Origin of the sequence: Aquimarina amphilecti (genome assembly GCF_900109375.1) — a bacterium.
In the GTDB taxonomy this organism is placed as follows: domain Bacteria; phylum Bacteroidota; class Bacteroidia; order Flavobacteriales; family Flavobacteriaceae; genus Aquimarina; species Aquimarina amphilecti.
This window is the reverse complement of sequence record NZ_FOAB01000002.1, coordinates 538,977-563,731: the sequence shown is the minus strand read 5'-3', so window position 1 is coordinate 563,731 and position 24,755 is coordinate 538,977. Positions and strand designations below refer to the sequence as shown.

Genomic DNA, 24,755 nt, shown 5'->3' with positions numbered 1-24,755 from the left:
TTTTTGTGGTAGAGAAATATTTTTTGTGGTGAAGTTTTACTTTTCTGGGGTCAATTCGTATGAGATTTTACCTCATCAAAATAAGTTTTAGACACAGGAATGACTTCTTCTATATTATCCAAACGCACTTTACCATTCTGCGCATTACCTTCTAATGAAGAAATATAACTCGGATTAATAATATACGATCTATGGACTCTAATCATACTTTCTAATTGACCAAATACCGAAGAAAGTGTGTTACGCATTACTTTCTTCTTTATCTCTTGATCTTCTTCATAATAAATGTTCACGTAATTATCTTCTGACTTAACATAGATAACTTTTGCTAATACCACCAAAAAAGATTCCTTTTTCAAAGAACTCTTTAGTAACACTTTTCTATTATAACTTAAATCAGTTTTTTCTACACTCTCAATTATTTTTCCGTAGTAGTTTCTCAAAAAAAATGATACTATGGATAAAATTATTCCAAAACCGAGAAATATAAATCGAAACCACTTAATGAAAAAATCAAAATTGATAAAGTTTGACCTTTTATTTATAGATAGTTCGGTATAAAAAAACGAAATAATAATTGCAATCGAAACGTAGAGAAAACAAAACACAAATTCCTCACTCCATCTCCACCTTTTAAAATTCGAGTAATAGTATCTCGATAAAAAATAAAGAGAAAGATATACTATAAACGAAATAATTCCATAGCCTATAAAATAAAGGTCCTTATAAGGATGATTAAAGTTATTTGCTCCAAAAGGTTGCAAAAAAATAAGTATAAAAACCACAGCGAAACTCAAAATGGCCGCAATCTTCACGTTATTTGTTATAGAAGTAGAATATGGAAAAGACTTATTAAAAAGCATAAAAAAATCCCTGTTAGTATATAACAGGGATTAAATATAATAATCTTTAGAATTGTAATAACTAATAATAATACATTTAGTCAGCTAAAACAATTACTTTGTTATCTTTCATTTCGATAGTTCCAGAATTAATAGAAAGAAGTGTAACTCCATTTTCTTTAGAAAACTTCTCTGCTACTTCTTCTTCTAGATTCATATCTCCATACACTTTTACATTTCCTTTTCCTAATAAAGAAACGATTGGTGCATGATTATCCAACATCTGAAATTCTCCGTTCACACCTGGTACAGCAACCGAAGTTACCTCGCCACTAAATAAGACCGCTTCTGGAGTTACTATTTCTAAATACATATGTATAGTTATTTCTTGTTTGTTGTTGATTGGTAATTTTTCAAATTCTAAAATTATTCACTATCAACAATTAACTAAATTACGCTTCAGCTAACATTTTCTCACCAGCTTCGATAGCTTCTTCGATTGTTCCTTTAAGGTTAAACGCTGCTTCTGGCAAGTGATCTAATTCACCGTCCATAATCATCGTAAATGCCTTAATAGTATCTTTAATATCTACTAAACATCCTGGGATACCTGTAAACTGTTCTGCTACGTGGAATGGCTGAGATAAGAAACGTTGTACACGACGTGCACGTCCTACCGCTAACTTATCTTCTTCAGATAATTCTTCCATACCAAGGATAGCGATAATATCTTGTAATTCTTTATAACGTTGTAACAACTCTTTTACTCTTTGTGCACAGTTATAGTGCTCATCTCCTAGGATATCTGCTGTAAGAATTCTTGATGTAGAATCTAATGGATCTACCGCTGGATAAATACCAAGCTCAGCAATCTTACGAGATAATACTGTTGTTGCATCCAAGTGAGCAAATGTTGTTGCTGGTGCCGGATCCGTTAAATCATCTGCAGGTACGTAAACCGCCTGTACAGATGTAATAGATCCTTTCTTAGTAGAAGTAATACGCTCCTGCATCACACCCATTTCTGTTGCTAATGTTGGCTGATATCCTACCGCCGATGGCATACGCCCTAGAAGTGCTGACACCTCAGAACCTGCTTGCGTAAAACGGAAGATATTATCTACGAAGAAAAGTACATCTTTTCCTTGTCCGTCTCCAGCTCCATCACGGAAATATTCTGCTATTGTAAGACCAGAAAGTGCAACACGTGCACGTGCTCCTGGTGGCTCATTCATCTGACCGAATACGAAAGTAGCTTTCGATTCTTTCATTACTTCTTTATCAACCTTAGAAAGATCCCATCCTCCTTCTTCCATAGAATGCATAAAGTCATCACCATACTTGATAATTCCTGATTCTAACATCTCACGAAGTAAATCATTTCCTTCACGAGTTCTTTCTCCTACTCCTGCGAATACAGAAAGACCACCGTGACCTTTTGCAATATTGTTAATCAACTCCTGGATCAATACTGTTTTACCTACTCCAGCACCACCAAATAATCCAATCTTTCCTCCTTTTGCATAAGGTTCGATAAGATCAATTACTTTAATACCAGTAAATAAAACTTCTGTAGAAGTTGATAAATCTTCAAATTTAGGTGCTTGACGGTGGATAGAAAGACCATTATCTCCTGTTTTAGGAAGATCTCCAAGACCATCAATTGCGTCACCAATTACATTAAATAGACGTCCGTATACATCTCCTCCGATTGGCATTTGGATTGGAGCTCCTGTTCCAACAGCTTCCATTCCTCTGCTTAATCCATCACTGGAATCCATCGCAATAGTACGAACAGTATCTTCACCAATGTGAGACTGAATCTCTAACACCAACTTGGTACCGTCTACTTTATTAATTTCTAACGAATCGTAAATTTTTGGTAATTCAGTACCGGCAGCGAATGCTACGTCTATAACCGGACCTACAATTTGTGATACTTTACCCGTAACTTGAGACATTATATAACTATTTAATGTTTAGTATTTAACTATTTAAAAAGACCCTTTTTCCGAATGTATCGAATACGACCTTTTTTCAGGCTGCAAATATAGGCTTTTAAAATGAATAAAATAGCCTCTTTTATTTTGTTTTTTTCATGTCTAAATCTAAAGCTTATACACCACGCAAAAAGTATTGATTTTAGAATAGTTTTATTTGATTTTAAAATCATTAAATCGTACTTTTCCTACAAACATAATGTTCTTATCTAATTTTTCGTAAAACCATGGAAACATACGCTCAGGCACTCACTTATACTATACCGGGTTTCATAGTTCTAATACTTCTAGAGTACATAGTAAGTAGATGGAAAGGAATTTCGGTAAATCAATCCATGGACACTATCTCTAGTATTAGTTCTGGCATTACTGACACTTTAAGAAGTTTAACAGGACTTGCGGTAATTATTATTAGTTATGATTGGATGGTAGATCATATAGCATTGATTAAGATCAAATCTTCTTTATTAGTTTACATATTAACATTTATAGGTTTAGATTTCGCAGGATACTGGTCTCACCGTTTTAATCATACTATAAATTTATTTTGGAACAGACATATTATACATCATAGTAGTGAAGAATTTAACTTAGCATGTGCACTTCGTCAAAGTATTTCTGCTATTATATCCATTTATTTCTTTCTCTATATACCTTTAGCTTTATTAGGAATACCAGCAACTGTTGTAGCTCTTGTTGCTCCAATACATTTATTTGCTCAATTTTGGTATCATACTCGATTAATAAATAAAATGGGCGTTTTGGAACACATTATTGTTACCCCATCGCATCATAGGGTCCACCATGCAATAAATGACGAATATCTTGATAAGAATTATGCTCAGATTTTTATTTTTTGGGATAAGTTATTTGGAACATTTCAAGAAGAAATTTTTGAAAAACCACCAGTATATGGAGTTAAAAAACAAGTAAATACTTGGAACCCATTTCTAATTAACTTTATACACGTATGGGGAATACTTAAAGACGCTTGGAGAACAGAAAATATTTTTGATAAAATCAAAATCTGGTATATGCCAACAGGATGGAGACCCGATGATGTAAAAGAAAAATATCCTATTAAAATAACAACCAACCCTTATGTTAGGGAAAAATATCAAACTGAAAGCTCATTACTTTTGCAATTATGGTCTTGGACGCAATTAATAATCACTGTAACATTATTATATTACTTGTTAATCAGTTTTGGAAATTTAGAATTCACACAAATTATAAAGTACGCTATCTTTTTAGTTACCTCTATATTTGCTTACACTTCTTTAATGGATAGAAATATTATTTCTATTTATGCAGAATTTGTAAAACTTAACCTTGGAATATATTTCATTATTCAAGAAGGTGGTTGGTTTGGAATAGATAATATTCTATCAAGAGCGACCTATGCTATATTTATATATATTGTTTTATCTTTTATAATATCAATATACTTTCAGTTTATCGAAAGAAAATATGTTACCAAAACATTTAAACCGATTACATAAAAAAAGCCAATAAAGAAGAGTCTTTCTTTATTGGCTTTCTATTTAAAACATTTGAATTCTATTGTAACATCGGTGAATAAAATGTTGGATAATCTACCGCTTTTACCATTGGCAAATTAGAACCATAAGTCGTATTAATTGCTTTCATAGTTTCATTAGCAATAAATGCATATCCACGAGCAGTAGGATGCACTCCATCTAATGAAAACAATCCTCCGAACACCAAATTACTTTGTAATAAAAATTCATCAAAAGTAGTTCCTCCATCGGAAGCCGCAACTAATAAAGCATTTGTGTCTACAAATGCCAATCCCGCTTGTTGTGCAGCAGCAGCAATTGTAGCATTAAATGCTGTTGTAGCCACCGCTATTTCTTCCTGTTCCTCTGGTGTCAACACCCATTTATCAGCCAAAGGAATAGCTACACCATTTACCGTTTGTGGATTTCCAGGAATAGCCTCAGTACCAATAAAAGCACTAGAAGGCAATACTAACAAATCAGCGTCAGTAGCTTGCCTCATATTTATAAGAGCTCCATTTATACCTGTTAAATCTGTTAAGTCTTCATCTATAATTACTACAGCATTTCCTTCTCCCTCATTAAACATTATTTTTCTTTTAGCCATTTCAGCTGTTGCCAACTCTAATGAAGTCATATCTGATGTTGCTGGAAACAAAGCTCCTAAAGTTGCTGGATTTGCTGTTAAAAAAGCTAAGGTTGCATCCAACCCACCATTATACGCACCGTAAGCATTAACGCTGTTTAAAAAACCAGCTGTTGCTGCATCCAACGGAACTGGATTGTGAGGTACCGTTGTAAAATGTGGAATTGAAGTAACATCGGGAATATTAGCAATTACTCCTTTTGCTCCACCTGATGTTAAAGATGCTACCAATGCATTATATGCTCCATTAAATGTAGCAACATCAGTTATCGGATCTGTACCATCTCCTCCCGTCAATGCATATCCCAATACATCATTATTACCAATCCATAGAGAGAAAAATGTAGGATTCTGCACCATTGCATCTTCAATTACAGAAGCATTTGGATCAGTAGCCATACGAACAAAATAAGGATTTGCTAGACTAGGCAAACCAGCTATATTACCATACCCATTCGCTAACAAATGAAAACTTTTTGCTCCTGGAATTCCCATGTTATTAAAAGAACCCGATAAAATAGAAGAAATTTCTGTGGTTGGCAATTCAGGAACATCATCTGTAGGTGTAGTTCCTAACAATCTTGGACCAGACAAATTAGGAGGAGTAGGATCAGGATCACTGTAAAAATAAAATCTAGGATTTAATATAGGAGCCCCTCCCAATAGTGCTCCTCCAATATTATCACTCATTAAAGGTTGAGAGAATACTCCTCCCCCTACTAACGCAAATTGTTGCGCCAGAATATTGGGCATAGAATTTTCTTGTGCCTCAATAAATAGAGCTCCATCTGTAAAGCCAGCAGTCAAGGAGTTTCCTAGTGCAACATAGGTCGAAAAATCGGCTGTTCCAGAAATAAGCACCACTTCTTCAGTAGTTGCAGAATCATCATCTGATTCACAAGCTATAATCCCAAAAACCAATAAGATTAATAGCCATTTATATTGAATATTCATATCTATATTTCTTAAAATCGTTTATATTATTTTACAAGTTATTTATGGATACGCCTATGTAATATTGAGATCCAATAAATCCAGTACCAAAAGCAGTAAAATACTCATCTCCTAATATATTAGTAGCACCTCCTTTTATTGTTGCTTTTAATTTAGGAATAGTATAATTAATTTGGGCATTAACAACATTAAACGATGGTACATTTCCATCTCCAAATGAAGCTTCCCAGAAATAAGAATCACTCCAAGTCCAACTAGTATTAAATCCAAAGTTTTTAAATAATCTAGTATTACCAAACGATGCTTTTACTTTATGTTCTGGGGTATTAAAATTGGTTCTAAAATCAGGATCTTCATTTTCATCAAAATCTTGCTTTGTAAATGTATAATTTACTCCTATATCAAAATTTCCAAATATTTTAGTATCTACACCAACAGTTCCTCCAAATGACTTAATATCTACATCAGAATTAGTATACGCCTGATACACTTCAGTGTCCCCATTTTGTAAAGCGGCGAGAGATAACGTACCATCTCCTACTTCTCCATAAAGAGGAACTAATACATTTTCTGTAGAAATAAAGTCCGTATAAAGATTGTAATAACCACTTAGGTCAATAACAAAATTCTTTATCTTACCTCGATATCCAAGTTCTACAGCAACAACTTTTTCTGGCTCTACTAAGTCTACATTTGAAACTGTAGGATTACCTGCTAACACAGAGTTTAACGAAAATGAGTTTTCATAAGCTTGTCTTCCGACTACATCTGCTGTACTACTTCCCGTTAACAACTGACCATCACCACTTAAATCAAAAGTTCTAACATCTCTATCTAAATTTTCTGAAGCCGATCCTACAAGAATTGCTCTACCAACATTAAGCCCTATAAACAAATCCTGTGTTGCTGGGTTTCTAAAACCAGTTTGTGCAGACAAACGAATATTATGATTCCTATCAGCACCTGCAGTATAACCCAAAGATAATCTAGGAGAGAAGTTCCCATCAAACAATTCAGATTTATCATATCTAATTGATCCTGTTATTTTTAACCTATCATCAACTAACTTTTTTTGGATTTGTGTATATACTCCATACTCAGAATAACGAATAGGTCCGTCAAAATCTGTAAATATTGTTCCGGCAGAATTCAGCTTATACTCTCTAAATGATCCCCCAACCTGAATATCTGCAAAATCTTTTGTAATATGACTAAAATTGTAATTAACATCCACATGCCTTAATTGACTAGCATCCTGAAATTTTGATCCTGTAGCAAGATCAGGATCTGTAGTCACCGTATTAAACGCATTTTCAAACTCTGGAGTACCAGGGATTAATCTTCCCGTGTCCGCGGTTTGTCTCGCAATTAAATGAGCTTGTTCTGGCAATTGACCTGCAAGAGTTGCTTGCGCAAACGCTCCAGCATACTCTCCAAACCATGTTAAATCATCTTTCCACAATCTGTTTATATTGATTCCTGTAAATCTGGAATCATATGAATCTCCAGCATCTTCATCCGTAATATATCCTCTAACAAAAAAATTATCGTTTTTAATTTCTAACTTATGTTGTTGTAAGAAGAAATTACGAATAGAATATCGATTTGCACCCTGATAAATTGTAGTACCACGACCAACCTTTCCTAAATAAATAATCTCAAAATCGTTTGCAAAAGGGCGATAATGTAACGCAGCATCAAATTTGATGCTTTCAGCTTTATAATTATTTAGATCACTTTCTAAATATCCTGTTCTACTCACTTCTTCATTAGGTAGTAAATTTTCTGCTCCAGCCGGCAACACCCCAAGATTTACTAAAGCCACGCCAACTCCTCTAATATTAGTACTCACTTCATCTCCATAAACATTAAGCCCATCATAATTAGGGTCCAATCTCGTCCCTGTAATAATATCATCCGATACACTTACCTCGCTTGTAGCAAACCAATCCGTACCTCTTAGATATGAGAAATTAGCTTTTGCCGCAAACTTATCCGAAAATGCGTGTGCAATTCTAATTCCATAGTCATAATATTCATTATCACCAGAAGCTTCTTGAGAAGTAATCCCTCCTTTAAAATATGCACTTATTCCTTGATGATCAAAAGGATTCTTACTCGTCATAAACAAAATTCCATTAAAGGCATTTGCTCCATATAACGCAGAAGATGCTCCTGGAAGCAACTCAACACTGTTTACATCCAATTCAGTCATCCCCAATAAATTACCAAGAACAAAATTTAATGCAGGCGCAGAATTGTCCATTCCGTCCACTAACTGTACAAATCTAGTATTAGCAAAATCTGCAAATCCCCTAGTATTTACTGATTTAAAAGTTAAACTATTCGTATTAATATCAACCCCTTTTAAATTTTCTAAACCATCATAAAAGTCTGCTGCAGGTGTCGTTTTAATTTTCTTAATTCCAAAACGCTCTACACTTACTGGAGATTCAAATACTCGTTCTGGTGTTCTAGAAGCAGAAATAATAACTTCATCTAATTCTGTTCCTTCTTTTAAAGTAATCGTTAAATCACTTGAGCTAGATGTAATATTTACATTAGTAGTCTCAAAACCAACACTACTTACTATAATAGTAAAAGGAGGGGTTTCCTCCAGTGTTAATGTAAATAATCCATCAAAATCCGTAACAGTACCTACAGAAGCCCCTTGTAAAGCAATGTTCGCCCCAGGAATTGGTTGATTGTTATCATCAACGACCTTTCCACTAATTGTTGTTTGTGCAGTAGTAATAATGCCAAAAAAAAGCATTATTACTAACGTAATTGTCCTCATATCCTAATTAGTTTTTATGTTATGACAACAATATACGTTTTTTTGTCAATTCTTTAAAAAAAAGTTAAAATCATGTGTTTTTCATAAACTTAATACTTTTATTTTGATGATTTTATTATTTCTTTCTTCAATAATTGATTTTCGAATAAAATAAACTCATGGATCATGTTCTATTTTTAATAGGAATTTTTAGTTTTTTTCCATAAAAAAAACCTGTCTTAAAATTAAGACAGGCTTCCATATAATTTTATTTTTCTTTAATAATTAATTGATTTTCAGACACTTCATTAAAAATCAATTATATTATTATCACCAATATATTAATCTAACTTAGAAGTTATTAATTGTAAGTCCTAAGTAATATAATGAACCAATAGGAGCAGTTCCCACCGCAGTGAAATACTCGTTACCTCCAATATTAGTTCCACCGAGCTTAAGAGTTGTTTTTAATGATGGTATTCTATAGTTAACCTGCGCATCAAAAACGGTAAACGACGGAACATCACCTACAGCAAATGCAGATTCCCAAACATACTCTTCACTCCACTTCACAGCAGTATTGAAACCAAAATTTCTAAATAAATTATCATGTCCGAAATTTAATTTCGCTTTGTGCTCAGGTGTATTAAAATTAGTTCTAAAACCTGGATCTTCATTTTGATCAAAATCTTGTTTAGCATAGGTATAACTTGCTCCTAAATCAAAATCTCCAAATACCTTAGCGCTAACACCTAATATAGCACCATAAGAGTTAATATCTACATCAGAATTAGTAATCGTTTGAAAACCTGCAAAGTTCCCTGTTCCTATTGCTCCTTCGGCTTCTGGAGTACCTACGTTACCAGCTAAAGGACTAACTACATCAATTGTAGAAATAAAATCTTCATACATATTATAATAACCACTTAGATCTAATAAAAATTTACCAAAATCTGCTCTATATCCTATTTCAATAGCTGTTACTCTTTCTGGCTGTACAATATCAGGATTAGCAATTTCTAAATTTGCAGTTCCACCAGATCTAATAAATGCTTCTACAGATTCTGCAGTATATGAATTTTCATAAGCTGCACGACCCGTTATCGCTATACCGTTTATTGTTCTTGTAAAACGATCTAAATTATCAGGTGCCGAACCTACAATTGCTCCTTCACCTATATCAAGTCCCAAATACAAATCTTGAGTCGTTGGGTTTCTAAAACCTGTTTGAATAGAAGCACGAAGATTACGGTTTCTATTCTTACCAAGTGTATATCCTACTGAAAATCTTGGGGAGAAGTTACCATCAAACAATTGTGATTTATCATAACGAACAGATCCCGTTAATTTTAATCTATCGTCTAATAACTTTTTCTGAATTTGTGAATATACTCCAATTTCTGAGTAATTAATTGCTCCATCAAAATCAGTATAAAAAGTACCTGCAGAGTTTAAAGAGTACTCTCTAAAAGATCCACCAACCTGAATATCAGCAAAATTATTTGTGATATGTCCTAAATTATAATTAGCATCTACGTGTCTTAACTCTGTTTTAGATTTAAATCTTGATCCAGTTTGAAAATCTGGAGTACTTGTTACTTCATTAAAAGCACTTTCAAAACCAACTGAGCCTGGCTCTAATCTACCTGTATCTGCAAAATCCCTAGCAGCTTGATGTCTTTCCTGATCCGTACCGGCAGCATTAGCAAAAGTAACAGCGTATTGATTAAACCAATCTTCATCACTTTTCCAAGTTCTATTAATATTAATACCAGTAAATCGTAAATCATAAGTATCACCAGCATCTTCTGCAGAAATATACCCTCTCACAAAGAAGTTATTATTTCTAACCTCTAATTTATGCTGCTGAAAAAAGAAATCTTTTAAAGAAAATCTGTTCGAATCTTGAAAAATCGTTTGTCCTTTTCCTAATTTACCTGCATAAATAATCTCGAAATCATCATTGAAAGGCTTGTAATGAACTGCTCCATCAAACTTAATGCTTTCGGCATTATAATCTGTAAGATCAGATTCATTATATCCAGTTCTAGTAACAACACCAGCACCAGGAAGAAGTGCTCTTACTTCATCTCCGTATACATTTAATCCATTATAAGCAGGATCTAATTCTCTACTTAACCCCGGATTCTCTATATTATCTTGACTTATTGCAAACCAATCTGTACCATTTAAATATGAAAAGTTTGCTTTAGCTGCAAAATTATCTGTAAAAGCATGAGCAACTCTTACACCTACATCGTAAAATTCATTATTACCTGCAGCTTCTTGAGATGTAATACCACCTTTAGCGTAAGCACTAATACCCTGTTTCTCAAAAGGACTTTTACTGGTCATAAACAAAATACCATTAAAGGCATTCGCTCCGTATAGTGCAGAAGAGGCTCCAGGAAGAAGCTCGACATTTTCCACATCCAACTCATTCATTCCAATAAGGTTACCTAATGCAAAGTTTAATGAAGGAGAAGTGTTATCCATTCCATCTATTAACTGAACAAAACGGGTATTCGTAAATGAAGCAAAACCTCTAGTATTAATGGATTTAAAGGTTAAACTATTCGTGTTTACATCTACTCCTTTTAAGTTTTCCAAACCATCATAGAAATCTACAGATGGCGTATTTTTAATTTCTTTAACACCGAATCTTTCAATACTTACCGGTGATTCAAATAAACGTTCTGGTGCTCTAGAGGCTGATATTACAATCAAATCAAGAACATTACCTTCTGAAAGGACTATTACCACTTCTTCTGATTCTGAAGTTACTTCTACCGAACTAGCCTCGTATCCAATACTACTTGCCGTAATTGTAAAAGGTAGTTCTTGAGTCACTTTTAACGTAAAAAGACCATCAAAATCGGTAACTGTTCCTATTGCATCTCCTTTTAATGAGATATTAGCTCCTGGAATTGGTTGATTAAACTCATCAATCACTCTACCGCTAATTGCGGTCTGAGCATTACTAATAACGCATATAAATAGCGTTACTATAAAAGTAAATTTTTTCATAAATAGGTTATTTTAAAGCTTAAGTTTGTTGGGGGAACTTAAATTTGTAAAAACGAAATCTATATAATTTCGGCGGCGAAACTACTAAAAAAAGTTATAAAACAACAATTTTTAAGTTAGTTTTTATCGATTAAATGCAAAAAAGTACGACATATCGTACTTTTTTGCATTTAAATATGTATTTCGTCTATTTATATCTACTACTCAACGGTTACGGATTTCGCCAAATTTCTTGGCTGATCTACATTCTTATCCAACATAACAGCAATATGATATGATAATAACTGAAGTGGTATTGTCGTTAGTAAAGGTGTTAAAAACTCAATAGTTTCTGGTATTTCAATTACGTGATCCGCGAGTCCTTTTACAGTTTCATCACCTTCGGTAACAATCCCAATAATCTTCCCTTTTCTCGATTTAATTTCTTGAATATTACTAACAACCTTATCATAGTGCCCTTTTTTAGTCGCAATAACGACAACAGGCATTTGCTCATCTATTAACGCTATTGGACCATGTTTCATTTCCGCAGCAGGGTATCCTTCAGCATGGATATAGGAAATCTCTTTTAACTTCAAAGCTCCTTCCAAAGCTACTGGAAAGTTATATCCTCTTCCTAAATACAAGAAATTCTTTGCGTCCTTATACTTATCCGCAATTAATTTTATATGCTCGTTAGATTCTAAAGCAATCTTCACTTTTTCGGGAACACGTTCTAATTCCTGAAGATAATAATGAAAATCACTATTAGAAATAGTTCCTTTTCTTTCAGCTAATTTCAATGCAATTAAAGATAGTACAGTAATCTGAGTAGTAAATGCTTTTGTAGAAGCTACACCTATTTCAGGTCCTGCATGGGTATATGCTCCAGCATGAGTTTCTCTAGAAATAGAAGATCCAACCACATTACATACTCCAAAAACAAATGCTCCTCTTTCTTTAGCTAATTTAATCGCTGCCATGGTATCAGCAGTCTCTCCACTTTGAGATATTGCAATAACCACATCATCCTGGTGAATTACAGGGTTTCTATATCTAAATTCAGAAGCGTACTCGACTTCTACAGGAATTCGTACAAGTTCCTCAAAAATATATTCAGCAACAAGACCCGCATGCCAAGAGGTTCCACAAGCGATCACAATAATTCGTTTAGCGTTTAACAATTTCGCTAAATTATCATCAATCCCTGCCATTTTTATAATCCCTTCAGCAACTCTTATTCTACCTCTATATGTATCACTAATGGCACTTGGTTGTTCATAAATCTCTTTAAGCATGAAATGGTCATATCCACCTTTTTCAATTTGCTCTAGATTAATCTGTAGTTCCTGTAAATAAGGATCTACCAAACTATCATCCTTTATCTTTCTAACTTTTATACCTTTATTTCGACGAACAATTGCCATTTCACCATCTTCAAGATATATTGCGTTATTAGTATATTCTATAAACGGTGACGCATCCGAGGCTATAAAAAATTCATCTTCTCCTACTCCAATAGCCAATGGACTCCCTAATCTTGCAACAACAATCTCATCTGGCTTTTTTTTATCAAAAACGGCGATAGCATAAGCTCCAACAGTTTGATTTAAAGCAATCTGAACAGCTTTTCCTAATTTTACACCTTCCTTCGTTTTCACATCCTCTATTAGATTCACTAAAACTTCGGTGTCCGTTTCTGAGGTAAAAGTATACCCTCGATTTATTAACTCTTTTCTAAGGGATTCATAATTTTCAATAATACCATTATGAATAATCACCAAATCACCTGAGTTAGAGTAATGCGGATGAGAATTCACATCATTTGGCACTCCGTGAGTAGCCCATCTAGTATGACCAATCCCTACATTTCCATTCGTAGAAATTTCTTTTACCAATCTTTCTTCTAGATCTGCCACTTTACCTTTGGTTTTGGATAATTTTATATCCTGTCCATCGTAAAGAGCAATTCCAGCTGAGTCATACCCTCTGTACTCTAATCTTTTCAATCCTTTTAATATAATTGGATAGGCTTCCCTATGACCTATATACCCTACTATTCCACACATGGTTTAATTGTTTGTCGGTTAATTACTTTTTGATTCCGTATAAAAAATATCAAGCTTTAAACGCTTTTCTTCTGGAACACTAGCTCCGGTCCCATAAAGAATTGTTCCTTCATGAGATATTATAGATGAAAAGGGGATGATTTCATCTTCGGTACTTGCGGGGGTAAATCCTTCGGCATTTGCCGTAATATTAACGTTTTGAGATACGGATAATCCTAATTTTACATTATCATCACCCTCATTTAAAACATCAATTATATGTCTTGTTAATCTAATTTTATAAAACTCACCATTTTCATCGCTATCTCTTGTTATAACTCCTAAATGTTCCGTAACAGAGATAATTGGTTCTGCTTGGTTAGAAGTTGGATCAGCTTGATAATCTATAAGCACTGTACCTGTATCCAAGTTAAAGATATAAATTCTTTCTGGCTCTGTATCTCCAGAAGATACCGCATCTTGATTTATATAAAACTTCATACTTGCTTCATTAATCAACCAATCCTGTCTTCTTAAAAATTCTAACTCACTTTCTGATTCTCCATCTTCATTAGTTACTGTACCAGTAAACAAATCTATAATAGCAAAAGAACCTTCACCACCCTTAAGATATAAATTCTCTTCTCCATTAACCACATCCTGATCAGCTAATTCAACTTCTATAGTAGTATTAAAAACTGTATCAATACCATTAACGATATTATTAGAAAAATTTAATTGTAATTCTCCAGTATCTTTTACCAAATCAGTTGTATCATCATCTTCATCCTCATCTAGAGTATCAATTTTATCAAAAGAATAGTGCAGAGTAATACTTGCATCTGCTATATCAAAAAACACTAAACTTCCATCAAGACTATTCAATTCCGCCTTAAAGTAAACACCTCTAAAATAATTATTAAAGTTGTTGACATTACTTAATTCAATACTACCTTCTTTATCCAAAAACACTGTAGTAAAATAATCTATAAGTTCTTGATTACCTAATCTAGCATTACTAGGGTTTAGTGCAGTCGCCTCTACTGCAGCTGCATCCGAAATCAACACCTGTCTTAATGCCGGTATGATTGTACTCACCTGAGGATCGGTATCTTCATCTGTATCATCATCTTCGGTTAGAAGCTGAATTTCACTTGCTTCAGGCCTGAAATTGTTTATCTCAAATAACAATCTATCTTCTACAGTTGGCCCAAAGTTTTCTCTTATATCATTGGAATAATATATTTGTCTTTGCTCAGAACCTTCATCTAAATCAAAATCTCTCAAAAAATAATCAGATCGATAAAGTGATAAATTAACTGTTCCCGAACCATAAACAGAGTCTAATTCAAATGTATTAGTCACTACTCCATCATCATCCGTAACAGTTTCTGTTAGTTCACTAAAATAAGACAATCTCAATACCACACTATCTAAAACCGCATTGTCTCCAAAAGTTGGGTTTATTCTACTAGGTAATACCTGCGATAATACATTATACGTAGATTGCCCATATACTGGATCAGTATAAATACCTAATAAATTATTCGGCAAACCACTTGTTTGTACTCTTCCGAACCTTTTACTATAAGCTATAGGAACTGCATTATACTCATTATCCTCAAAGTTTACATCTCCAATTACCTCACTTCCAACAGAATTAAAATCATCGTCACAAGATACAATAGTAAAAACAACAGCTACTATAACTGTTATTTTGATCAATACATTTTTCAAATTCATAATAGTTCCTATTGCTATACCAACACCTCTGTTTGATAGAAGGCTTCATAGGCATCCGCAAATTCATCTGGTTTTTTATATTCTAATACAGGTTGGTCGATAGTTTCTAAATGTTTGGAAAGCTCCGCCGGAATTTCTTCTGATCCAACAATGATAGCATCAGAATTATCAATAGCAACTTTCATAACATTGTTATATGTCGGCTTTGCTAAATCAGTGATCTTATCCTCATCAATACCATCAAACTTCACTTTCTCCAACATATTTTTATCTAATGTACCTTTATACCCATGATCATAAACCGAGGTTACAATCTTACTATCGTTAAACAAAGGTTCATTAGCATAATAGTTTCTTAAATACAGCGGAAGCATCGAAGCTAACCATCCGTGAACGTGAATCACGTCTGGAGACCAATTTAATTTTTTAACTGTTTCAATAACACCTTTTGCAAAAAATATTGCTCGCTCATCATTATCTGGAAACAAGTTTCCTTCTTCATCAGTTAGTGTTGCCTTTCTTTTGAAATAATCTTCATTATCAATAAAATATACCTGCATCCTTTCTTTCGGGATAGAAGCTACTTTGATAATTAAAGGCATATCTAGATCATTAATTACTAGGTTCATCCCTGATAAACGAATTACTTCGTGTAACTGATGTCTGCGTTCATTAATATTTCCATATCTAGGCATAAAAATTCTAATTTGCCCGCCTTTACTATTTACCATACGTGGTGCTTCAAAGGACATTGATGAAATCTCTGTCTCTGGTAGGTAAGGTATTACTTCTGATGATACGTACAATATCCTCTTGTCTTTCATATGATCTACTTTTCTCGTCTCCTTCGGAATAAATTTTTGCAAAATTACGAAAATTTATGTAGTCTGCCAGTAATATCTTATTTTTGCACGCCTTTAACTTTTAGATAAATGCGGGTATACGAGAAAAGACTGGACGTTAAACAACATGTTGCAGACTTACATAAACAAAAAAAAAGCATTGGTTTTGTCCCGACAATGGGAGCTTTACACCAAGGTCACCTTGCTTTGGTAAAAAGAGCTATTGACGAAAATCAAGTTGTGATAGTGAGTATATTTGTTAATCCCACTCAGTTTAACAATTCTGAAGATTTAATAAATTATCCACGTACTCTAGAATCTGATATTGCACTTTTATCTAAAGTATCTGATGATATTATTGTTTTTGCTCCTCTTCCTAAGGAAATATATGGAGAAGAAACAAAATCAATCAAATATGACTTTAAAGGACTAGAAAATGAAATGGAAGGTAAATTTAGACCCGGCCATTTTGATGGAGTAGGAACAGTACTTAAACATTTTTTTACTATAGTTTCCCCAACCAAGGCTTATTTTGGCGAAAAAGATTTTCAACAACTTCAAATTGTCAGAAAATTAGTGACTATAGAAAAAATGTCATTAGAAATTATAGGATGTCCAATTTATAGAGAAGAAAGTGGTTTAGCACTAAGTTCAAGAAATAAGAGGTTAAGTCAAAAACAGCTTCAAGCATCTCCTTTGATTTATAAAACACTAAATCAGGTCAAAAATGATTTTGGCACAAAAAGTGTAAAGAATTTAACAGATTGGATTACGGAACAATTTAAAAATAATGATCTACTAGAATTAGAATATTTTGAAATTGCTAAAGTTTCCAACCTAAAATCAATCCGAAGAAAACGGAAGGACACTAAATATCGAGCTTTTATAGCAGTTTTTGCAGGAGAAGTTAGACTTATTGATAACATAGCCCTAAATTAAAATTAACTAAATTTGTAACATGTTTGTACACGTTGTAAAATCCAAAATTCACCGCGTTAAGGTAACAGGCGCGGATCTCAATTATATAGGAAGCATAACCATTGATGAAGATTTAATGGATGCCGCTAATATAATAGAAGGTGAAAAAGTACAGATCGTCAACAACAACAATGGCGAACGACTAGAAACCTATGCAATTCCAGGCCCAAGAAATAGTGGAGAAATCACACTAAACGGAGCTGCTGCCAGAAAAGTAGCTAAAGGAGATATCTTAATTCTTATCACCTATGCAATGATGGATATTGAAGAAGCTAAAAAATTTAAACCATCACTTTTATTTCCTAACGAGGAAAACAATTTACTAAAGTAAAAGAGTGAACCCTAAACTTATAAAATTCTTAAAAATAATACTCCCATTTATGTTGGGAGTTTTTTTAATTTGGTACTTTCTAAGTTCGGCAACTCCAGAATATAGAAAGGAACTATTACAAAACATTAAGAATGCTGATCCAATTTGGGTTTTACTATCTCTCGGACTTGGTATTATTTCTCATATTTCAAGGGCATATCGTTGGAAGTTCTTATTAACTCCATTAGGACATAACCCTAAACTATACAATAGTTTTATGGCTGTAATGGCTGGTTATTTAGCGAATCTTGGCGTACCTAGATCCGGAGAGGTTTTACGCGGATTTACTATATCGACTTATGAAAAAATTCCTTTCGAAAAAGCGTTTGGAACTATAGTTTCCGAAAGAATTATAGACCTCATTATGCTAATCATTGTCACTGCAGGTGCTGGTATTTTGCAAACCGAATATTTACTTAACTTCCTTGAAGAAAAAAATATTAATCCTTTATTTACACTAGGGATTATATTGTCATTAATTCTAATAGGAATTTTAGGACTTAAGATTCTTCAAAAATCATCCAATAAATGGATTATTAAAATTAGAGATTTCGGAATGGGTTTATTGGATGGAATGAAAAGCATATTTGCAATGAAACAAAAATGGGCTTTTCTTTTTCACACCTTATTAATTTGGTTTCTATATATACTTATGTTTTATGTCATAAAATTTGCTGTTCCTAATTTACACAGTGCTTCTATGGGAGTAATTCTAGTTGCATTCGTAGTTGGCTCTTTTTCTATGTCTACTACTAATGGTGGTATAGGTATTTTACCATTTCCGATTGTTGTTGGTGCTGTTTTTGTCTTTTTTGGTTTCGAAAAAAGTGATGGAGAAGCTTTTGGATGGATTCTATGGGGCTCACAAACAGCAATAAATATTGTTGTTGGAGCGTTATCATTTTTATTCCTACCTATTTTAAACAGAGGGAAAACAACATAAAACAAAAAACATTAAACCCTTTATAAACAATGTATTAATTGTTTTCCATCTATTAAATTATAAAATTTTAAAGATTTAAAATAATTTATATCTTGTCACTCGCTTAACCTTAATCTTACTACTTATGAAGAAAAGTCTATTTTTAATTCTTATATCCTTCTTTACCTCTATCTCGTTTGGACAGGTAAAATATGAAACATTTAGATCTATAAAATTAGATCAAAACCGAGATTTGAAAATCCAACTACCACGTAATTATGAGAAAAACGAGGATAAAACGTATCCTGTGATCATTGTATTAGATGGAGATCATTTATTCGAACCCGTAGCTGGTAATGTTGATTATTTCTCTTATTGGGAAGATATGCCCGAATCAATTGTAGTAGGTGTTTTACAAAGAAAAACAAGAGAAGATGACTGCAGATATGATTTAGCTAGTTATCTGCCTGAAGGAAAAGGAGCAGAATTTTTCGAATTTATTGGTCAAGAATTACTACCTTACATCAATGAAACCTATAGAACTGCTCAGCTAAAAATGATAGTTGGCCACGATTATACTTCTAATTTTATAAATTACTTTCTATTTAAAGAAAACCCAATTTTTCAGGCTTATATTAATTTGAGTCCGGAATTGACACCTCCGATGGAAGAGCGAGTTTTTAATGTATTAAGTAGCGCAAAATCTGATGTATGGTACTACCTCGCTACAGCCACAAATGATGCAGAAAACATTAAGAAAAACTTGATTGCTGTAGACGAAAAATTATCGACTATTGAAAACCCAGAAGTTAATTATTTCTTTGATAATTTTGATGAATCCTCTCATTACACTTTAGTAGGTCGAGCAATTCCAAAGGCGTTAGAAACAATTTTCGAAATGTATCGTCCTATTAGTAAAAAGACTTACAAGGAAGATATTCTTACTTTAGAAACATCTCTTTATGATTATTTAGTAGATGTATACAATACTACTGAAAAACTCTACGGATTCAAACGTCAGATCAGAGTAAATGATTTTATTGCGGTTTCTACAGCTATCGAAAAAAAGGAATTGTGGGAAGAGTTAGAACCTCTTGGAAAATTAGCTATTAAAGAACATCCAGAAACAATGTTAGGTTATTATTATCTTGGCCTAGGTTACGAACAACTAGGAGAGCCTAAAAAAGCAATGAGAGCTTATGAAAATGGGTTTTTATTAAATGAAATAGCTTTTCTTACCAAGGATTATATGTTAGAAAAAGTAAATAAAATAAAAGAAGATTTTGGTTACTAATTAAAATATCTTCTTTTTTTAAAACATATTAGAAAAGATCCCAGTTTTGGGATCTTTTTGTTTTCAAACTAGTTGCAAAACCAACCTAAATAATAGTATTTTTACCTACAATTAATAAGCTATGGCCAAAACCAAAACTGTTTTTTTCTGCCAAAATTGTGGCGCTCAATATGCTAAATGGCAAGGACAATGTACTTCATGCAAAGAATGGAATACCATCGCAGAAGAAGTAGTTCAGAAAGCTTCTAAAAATGATTGGAAAGATCCTAGCTCCTCTTCGAAGGAAAAAAGAATCTCAAAACCCTTAAAAATTTCTGAAATCGATACTAGTCATGAAGCTAGATACAATACCGATGATGTAGAATTAAATAGAGTCCTTGGAGGAGGGATTGTTCCTGGATCTCTTACTTTATTAGGAGGAGAACCTGGTATAGGAAAAAGTACATTACTATTACAGATTAGTTTAAAACTCCCATATAAAACATTATACGTTTCAGGCGAAGAAAGTCAAAAACAAATTAAAATGCGTGCAGAACGTATTCAATCTAAAACTGATAATTGTTTAATTCTTACCGAAACCAAAACCCAGAACATTTTTAGACAAATTGAAGCTACTGAACCAGACATAGTCATCATAGATTCAATACAAACATTGCATAGTGACTATATAGAAAGTAGTCCAGGAAGTATTTCTCAAATTAGAGAATGTACAACAGAACTTATCAAATTTGCTAAAGAAACGGCTACTCCGGTAATCCTTATTGGTCATATTACAAAAGATGGAAATATTGCCGGACCTAAAATTCTGGAACATATGGTAGATACTGTACTCCAGTTTGAAGGGGATAGAAATCATGTATATAGAATTTTAAGAGCTCTAAAAAATCGTTTCGGTTCTACGTCAGAATTAGGAATTTATGAAATGCTAGGAAGTGGATTAAGAGAAGTTACAAATCCTAGTGAAATTTTGATCTCAAAAAAAGAAGAGGAGTTAAGTGGTACGGCTATCGCAGCAACTGTCGAAGGTATGAGACCGTTAATGATAGAAATACAGGCGCTCGTAAGCACAGCAGTCTATGGAACACCGCAGCGGAGTGCTACAGGCTACAACCTAAAACGTCTAAATATGATTCTTGCGGTATTAGAAAAACGTGCAGGATTTAGATTAGGAGCAAAGGACGTATTTCTGAATATAACAGGTGGAATTTCGGTAGATGATCCAGCGATTGATCTAGCTGTAGTAGCAGCGATATTATCTTCTAACGAAGATATCCCGATACCCAAAGATTTTTGTTTTGCAGCAGAAGTTGGTCTTGCAGGAGAAATTAGACCTATTAACAAAGTAGAACAGAGAATTCAGGAGGCCGAAAAATTAGGTTTTGCTACTATTTTCGTCTCTAAATACAATAAAATTTCTCAAAAAAATACGACTATCAATATCCAATTAGTTGCTAAAATTGAAGACATAGTTGAATATTTATTTGGATAATTTCTAATCCTTAAGGTGCTGGATTAGGTATTTGCGCATGAACTTCATTAATTTCATTTATTATCTGTTCTGATAATACAACATCAATACTACCAATGTTTTCTCTTAGTTGCTCTATAGAAGTAGCTCCAATAATATTACTTGTTACAAAAGGTTGCTGATTAACAAATGCCAATGATAATTGTGTCAAACTAATATTGTGTTTTTTAGCAATCTCATTATATAATCTAGTTGCTTTAAAACTATTCTCATTCATATACCGATTGTAATTAGGAAAAAGATCTACTCTAGAGTTTTTAGGAATCTCCTCTAGGTATTTACCTGTAAGCATTCCGAAACCGAGTGGAGAATACGGTAAATGCCCTACATTTTCACGATGCAAAACCTCTACAAGACCTATTTCATCCTTTCTATTTAATAAATTATATGGGTTTTGAATGGTAATCATTTTTGGAGCTCCATTTCTAGCTTCTTCCGTGTAACGCATCATACCATATGCAGTCTCATTAGAAACACCTATTTGCCTTATTTTACCTTGTTTTACAAAACCATTAAGACTCTCTAAAACTTCGGAAAAATTATCTTTCCAAGTGTGTTCATTATCATGCGTATACCCCAGTTGTCCAAAATAATTAGTATGCCTTTCTGGCCAGTGCAACTGGTATAAATCTATATAATCAGTTTGTAATCGTTCTAAACTTTTATGAACGGCATCTTCAATCTCTTTTTTATCAAAACCTTTATTTCTTATGTGTTTAGAAAACTCGGCTGGCCCCACTATTTTTGAAGCAATTACTACCTCATCTCTTTTTCCGGACTCCTTTAACCAAGTTCCAATAATTTTCTCGGTACTTCCTTGAGTTTCTTTTTTTGCAGGCACAGAATAAAGTTCTGCAGTATCAATAAAATTAACCCCTTGACTAATCGCATATTCTATCTGTTGATGACCTTCAAGTTCCGTGTTTTGTTCTCCCCATGTCATAGAACCTAGACATATTTTACTAACTTTAATATCCGTATTTGGTAATGTTGTATACTTCATTCTCTAATTGGCTAATTTTCTAAATACATAAAGATTCAAAAATAAAAACTCTCTTTTTACTTATTCAAAAAATTATCATAATAAACTCCAATGCGAGAATATTATCCACAGTAATGATCTAAAATATCTACATAATAATGAATCAAAAATATTCAAAAAACCTATAACTAGCTGATTGTCAAATTGTTGTTTTCACTTTTGTTTTATGGTATAATTATTCCAATACTATAAACATCTAAGAAAGCAACTAATTCTTATGATGATGAACAAAAACTAAACAAATTTATACCAACCAAAATGAGGTTCATTGATGACCTCGAAAAAAGGGTGTTTTTTATCAAACCCTATACTTTTTTAACCGGAAAAAGAGCTTCACTAATAGAAGCTCTTTTTTTTGTTTACAATTACTTCTTAGAAAAATATATGTATATAAATATATATAATTATAATTATATGTATATTTTTTTATACATTTAAACAAATCAAACTTAATCATTTAGGGATTATAATGTTAAACACGTACTACAAAGACCTTACTTCAGAAAACAAACAATTTGCAGTTTATAGAATAGCTTCCAAAACTCTTATTAATAAAGAAATAGTCCAAAAAGTATTACAACGTTATAACCCTTTAATGGAGATAAAAGAAAATAGAGTCGTAATTAACAAAAATTCTTATAACAAACTTGTTCGAGAAATATACAAAGAACACTTACTTATGGAATAAAAAAACGGATGCAGTTACCCCATTACCACATCCGTTTCACAACTAACCAACCTAAAAATTAATTCCTCACTCATCCAACACTTATTATTCTTTAGATTGATATAAAAGTATTATCTTTCTATGAGTGACAAAAGCAATAATGAGGGAAGCAAGAGTTTGATTGAGGGAAATGGTCGTTTTTTTTATGCAGTTGTATACACCATAAGGAACGGAGATTATATTGTAAAAACTAATACTTTGAAAAAGAAATGTAGAATATAAACCAAGCTTATAGACAAGTTACAACTTTACCGGTTTGATCTATTATTCATCTTTAGGTAGCTTTTGGAAACAAAAAAAGCGCTTATCGCGCTACTATTATGACATTGGTAATATCTCTATTACTTTACCATATACATTTTTGGTCCATCCATTGATGCGACCTCGGTTATTACCGATTAGTAATCCTCGTTTTACATTTTTGCCTTTGACTAAATGTGTAAAACAGTTTCCTCTTACTTTACAAAAAACAATGTCTCCCGCTTCGCAATCCTCCCAGTTTACGGGTTCCAATACAACGGGTTGTTTTGATCGTAAGATTGGTAACATAGAATTACCCGGTTCTTTGGAGACAATCGTCTCACCATTCAATAGCTTTTGAATTTTCCAATTCATAATCATAGTTTTAAAAAATTAATATTTAATTCAAAAACTATGGAGTATGGTTTTGCAAAGAACGTGTACCTAAGTACATCACAAAGATAGGTGTTTTTTAATAATCCTTATTGCTCCTCTACTTCATTCACTTTTTTGGTTACACCGCATTTTCTGCGAACAGTTCTTTCGGAAAGTGCCGCTGCATTTCTAGCCTGATTCTCAGAAGCGCGACCATCATTAATTATTGCATCATACACGGTTTTATTTTCTATAAGACCACGTAAAACACAAATAAAACCAGGACTGTCTTTACCTTTATAACGACTCTTTTTTTTAGGCTTCGTAACCAATTCGCCGAATAAACGACCTTTTAATACTTTATCTTGATTAACTGCTACCACAAATTCATATAATAAATTCTCTTCTTCAGAATCCATATCACTTACTTTATCTAAGACATTGGAATACTGATCATTGGTGAAATCAAAATATTGATAAAAATCAAAATAAGTGCCTTGGTCTTCTTCCTGTTCTTCACCATCTTCTGAATACTCATCACTTTGCGTTTCTTCTTCTTCGTAGTATTCTTCTTCGCTTTCCTGACTCACACCTTTAATCACAGATAATACTACTATTATAAAAATGGATAACCTCTTCATTTGCTGTATGGTTTTAAATTAATTTGGGTATTATAAACGTCTGAGAATGTTCTTTTGTTATCTATCTCCTTTATTTTTAAGAATTTTACTATATGCATAATTAAGGATTTTATTTTTGTTTCCTAAATTCGTGGCATACTTTTTGGAAACTTCAAATTAAAATAGTTATTTTAAAGCAGTTTTTAAGATAACTTTAATACTAAATTTATATTTATTCCGTTTTGGAATACGTGAAATCAAATACGTAGTTTTGATACTAAA

At 33.0% G+C, this 24,755-nt stretch carries 19 protein-coding genes; 7 read left to right on the top strand and 12 right to left on the bottom strand.

What is annotated here, in order from left to right; translation table 11 throughout:
* Nucleotides 1-50: 50 nt before the first annotated feature.
* The 3 genes from BMY33_RS23395 to atpD all read right to left on the bottom strand — a co-directional run bounded on the left by BMY33_RS23395 (nt 51) and on the right by atpD (nt 2,803).
* Nucleotides 51-443, bottom strand: a complete 393-nt coding sequence (locus BMY33_RS23395; protein WP_170837022.1) for a LytR/AlgR family response regulator transcription factor — start codon at nt 441-443, stop codon at nt 51-53.
* A gap of 496 nt (nt 444-939) precedes the next feature.
* Nucleotides 940-1,215 carry a F0F1 ATP synthase subunit delta/epsilon gene (locus BMY33_RS06745; RefSeq protein ID WP_027394768.1) on the bottom strand — a complete coding sequence of 92 codons (276 nt, stop codon included), beginning with the start codon at nt 1,213-1,215 and terminating at the stop codon, nt 940-942.
* Between the two features lie 79 nt (nt 1,216-1,294).
* The gene (gene atpD, locus BMY33_RS06740) at nt 1,295-2,803 is read right to left on the bottom strand and encodes a F0F1 ATP synthase subunit beta (protein WP_091406909.1); all 1,509 of its coding nucleotides are present in this window, start codon (nt 2,801-2,803) and stop codon (nt 1,295-1,297) included.
* Nucleotides 2,804-3,069: 266 nt separating this feature from the next.
* Here atpD and BMY33_RS06735 point away from each other — a divergent pair, with 266 nt between their 5' ends.
* Nucleotides 3,070-4,344, top strand: coding sequence for a sterol desaturase family protein (locus tag BMY33_RS06735; RefSeq protein ID WP_091406907.1), 1,275 nt, complete (start codon nt 3,070-3,072; stop codon nt 4,342-4,344).
* A 58-nt stretch (nt 4,345-4,402) separates the two neighbouring features.
* On the opposite strand, the gene BMY33_RS06730 is transcribed toward BMY33_RS06735, so the two are convergent.
* The 6 genes from BMY33_RS06730 to BMY33_RS06705 all read right to left on the bottom strand — a co-directional run bounded on the left by BMY33_RS06730 (nt 4,403) and on the right by BMY33_RS06705 (nt 16,359).
* On the bottom strand, nt 4,403-5,962 hold the full coding sequence (locus BMY33_RS06730; RefSeq protein WP_091406905.1) for an SGNH/GDSL hydrolase family protein: 1,560 nt from the start codon (nt 5,960-5,962) through the stop codon (nt 4,403-4,405).
* A 31-nt stretch (nt 5,963-5,993) separates the two neighbouring features.
* Complete coding sequence (locus BMY33_RS06725; RefSeq protein WP_091406903.1) at nt 5,994-8,759, bottom strand: TonB-dependent receptor; 2,766 nt, start codon at nt 8,757-8,759, stop codon at nt 5,994-5,996.
* Between the two features lie 330 nt (nt 8,760-9,089).
* Nucleotides 9,090-11,765 (bottom strand): TonB-dependent receptor, encoded by a 2,676-nt coding sequence (locus BMY33_RS06720; protein WP_091406901.1) that lies wholly within the window; start codon nt 11,763-11,765, stop codon nt 9,090-9,092.
* Nucleotides 11,766-11,965: 200 nt separating this feature from the next.
* The gene (glmS, locus tag BMY33_RS06715; protein WP_091406899.1) at nt 11,966-13,813 is read right to left on the bottom strand and encodes a glutamine--fructose-6-phosphate transaminase (isomerizing); all 1,848 of its coding nucleotides are present in this window, start codon (nt 13,811-13,813) and stop codon (nt 11,966-11,968) included.
* An 18-nt stretch (nt 13,814-13,831) separates the two neighbouring features.
* On the bottom strand, nt 13,832-15,535 hold the full coding sequence (gene bamH, locus BMY33_RS06710) for a BamH family beta-barrel-assembly machinery protein (protein ID WP_091406896.1): 1,704 nt from the start codon (nt 15,533-15,535) through the stop codon (nt 13,832-13,834).
* A gap of 14 nt (nt 15,536-15,549) precedes the next feature.
* Nucleotides 15,550-16,359 carry a glycogen/starch synthase gene (locus BMY33_RS06705; RefSeq protein WP_091406893.1) on the bottom strand — a complete coding sequence of 270 codons (810 nt, stop codon included), beginning with the start codon at nt 16,357-16,359 and terminating at the stop codon, nt 15,550-15,552.
* A 108-nt stretch (nt 16,360-16,467) separates the two neighbouring features.
* Here BMY33_RS06705 and panC point away from each other — a divergent pair, with 108 nt between their 5' ends.
* The 5 genes from panC to radA all read left to right on the top strand — a co-directional run bounded on the left by panC (nt 16,468) and on the right by radA (nt 21,430).
* A complete protein-coding gene (gene panC / locus BMY33_RS06700; protein ID WP_091406892.1) occupies nt 16,468-17,316 on the top strand; it encodes a pantoate--beta-alanine ligase in 849 nt (282 codons plus the stop codon).
* A gap of 19 nt (nt 17,317-17,335) precedes the next feature.
* A complete protein-coding gene (gene panD, locus BMY33_RS06695) occupies nt 17,336-17,686 on the top strand; it encodes an aspartate 1-decarboxylase (protein ID WP_091406890.1) in 351 nt (116 codons plus the stop codon).
* A gap of 4 nt (nt 17,687-17,690) precedes the next feature.
* Entirely contained in the window at nt 17,691-18,668 is a 978-nt protein-coding gene (locus BMY33_RS06690; RefSeq protein WP_091406889.1) for a lysylphosphatidylglycerol synthase transmembrane domain-containing protein, read from the top strand.
* Between the two features lie 124 nt (nt 18,669-18,792).
* A complete protein-coding gene (locus BMY33_RS06685) occupies nt 18,793-19,941 on the top strand; it encodes an alpha/beta hydrolase (protein WP_091406887.1) in 1,149 nt (382 codons plus the stop codon).
* A gap of 121 nt (nt 19,942-20,062) precedes the next feature.
* A complete protein-coding gene (gene radA, locus BMY33_RS06680; RefSeq protein ID WP_091406885.1) occupies nt 20,063-21,430 on the top strand; it encodes a DNA repair protein RadA in 1,368 nt (455 codons plus the stop codon).
* Nucleotides 21,431-21,440: 10 nt separating this feature from the next.
* On the opposite strand, the gene BMY33_RS06675 is transcribed toward radA, so the two are convergent.
* Nucleotides 21,441-22,472 (bottom strand): aldo/keto reductase, encoded by a 1,032-nt coding sequence (locus BMY33_RS06675; RefSeq protein ID WP_091406883.1) that lies wholly within the window; start codon nt 22,470-22,472, stop codon nt 21,441-21,443.
* A gap of 508 nt (nt 22,473-22,980) precedes the next feature.
* Here BMY33_RS06675 and BMY33_RS06670 point away from each other — a divergent pair.
* Entirely contained in the window at nt 22,981-23,199 is a 219-nt protein-coding gene (locus tag BMY33_RS06670) for a hypothetical protein (protein WP_091406881.1), read from the top strand.
* 357 nt (nt 23,200-23,556) lie between these two features.
* Here BMY33_RS06670 and BMY33_RS06665 read toward each other — a convergent pair whose 3' ends face one another.
* On the bottom strand, nt 23,557-23,853 hold the full coding sequence (locus tag BMY33_RS06665; RefSeq protein WP_211482377.1) for a hypothetical protein: 297 nt from the start codon (nt 23,851-23,853) through the stop codon (nt 23,557-23,559).
* Nucleotides 23,854-23,960: 107 nt separating this feature from the next.
* Nucleotides 23,961-24,494: a hypothetical protein gene (locus BMY33_RS06660; protein WP_091406878.1), complete on the bottom strand. Its 534-nt coding sequence runs from the start codon at nt 24,492-24,494 to the stop codon at nt 23,961-23,963.
* Nucleotides 24,495-24,755 lie beyond the last annotated feature (261 nt).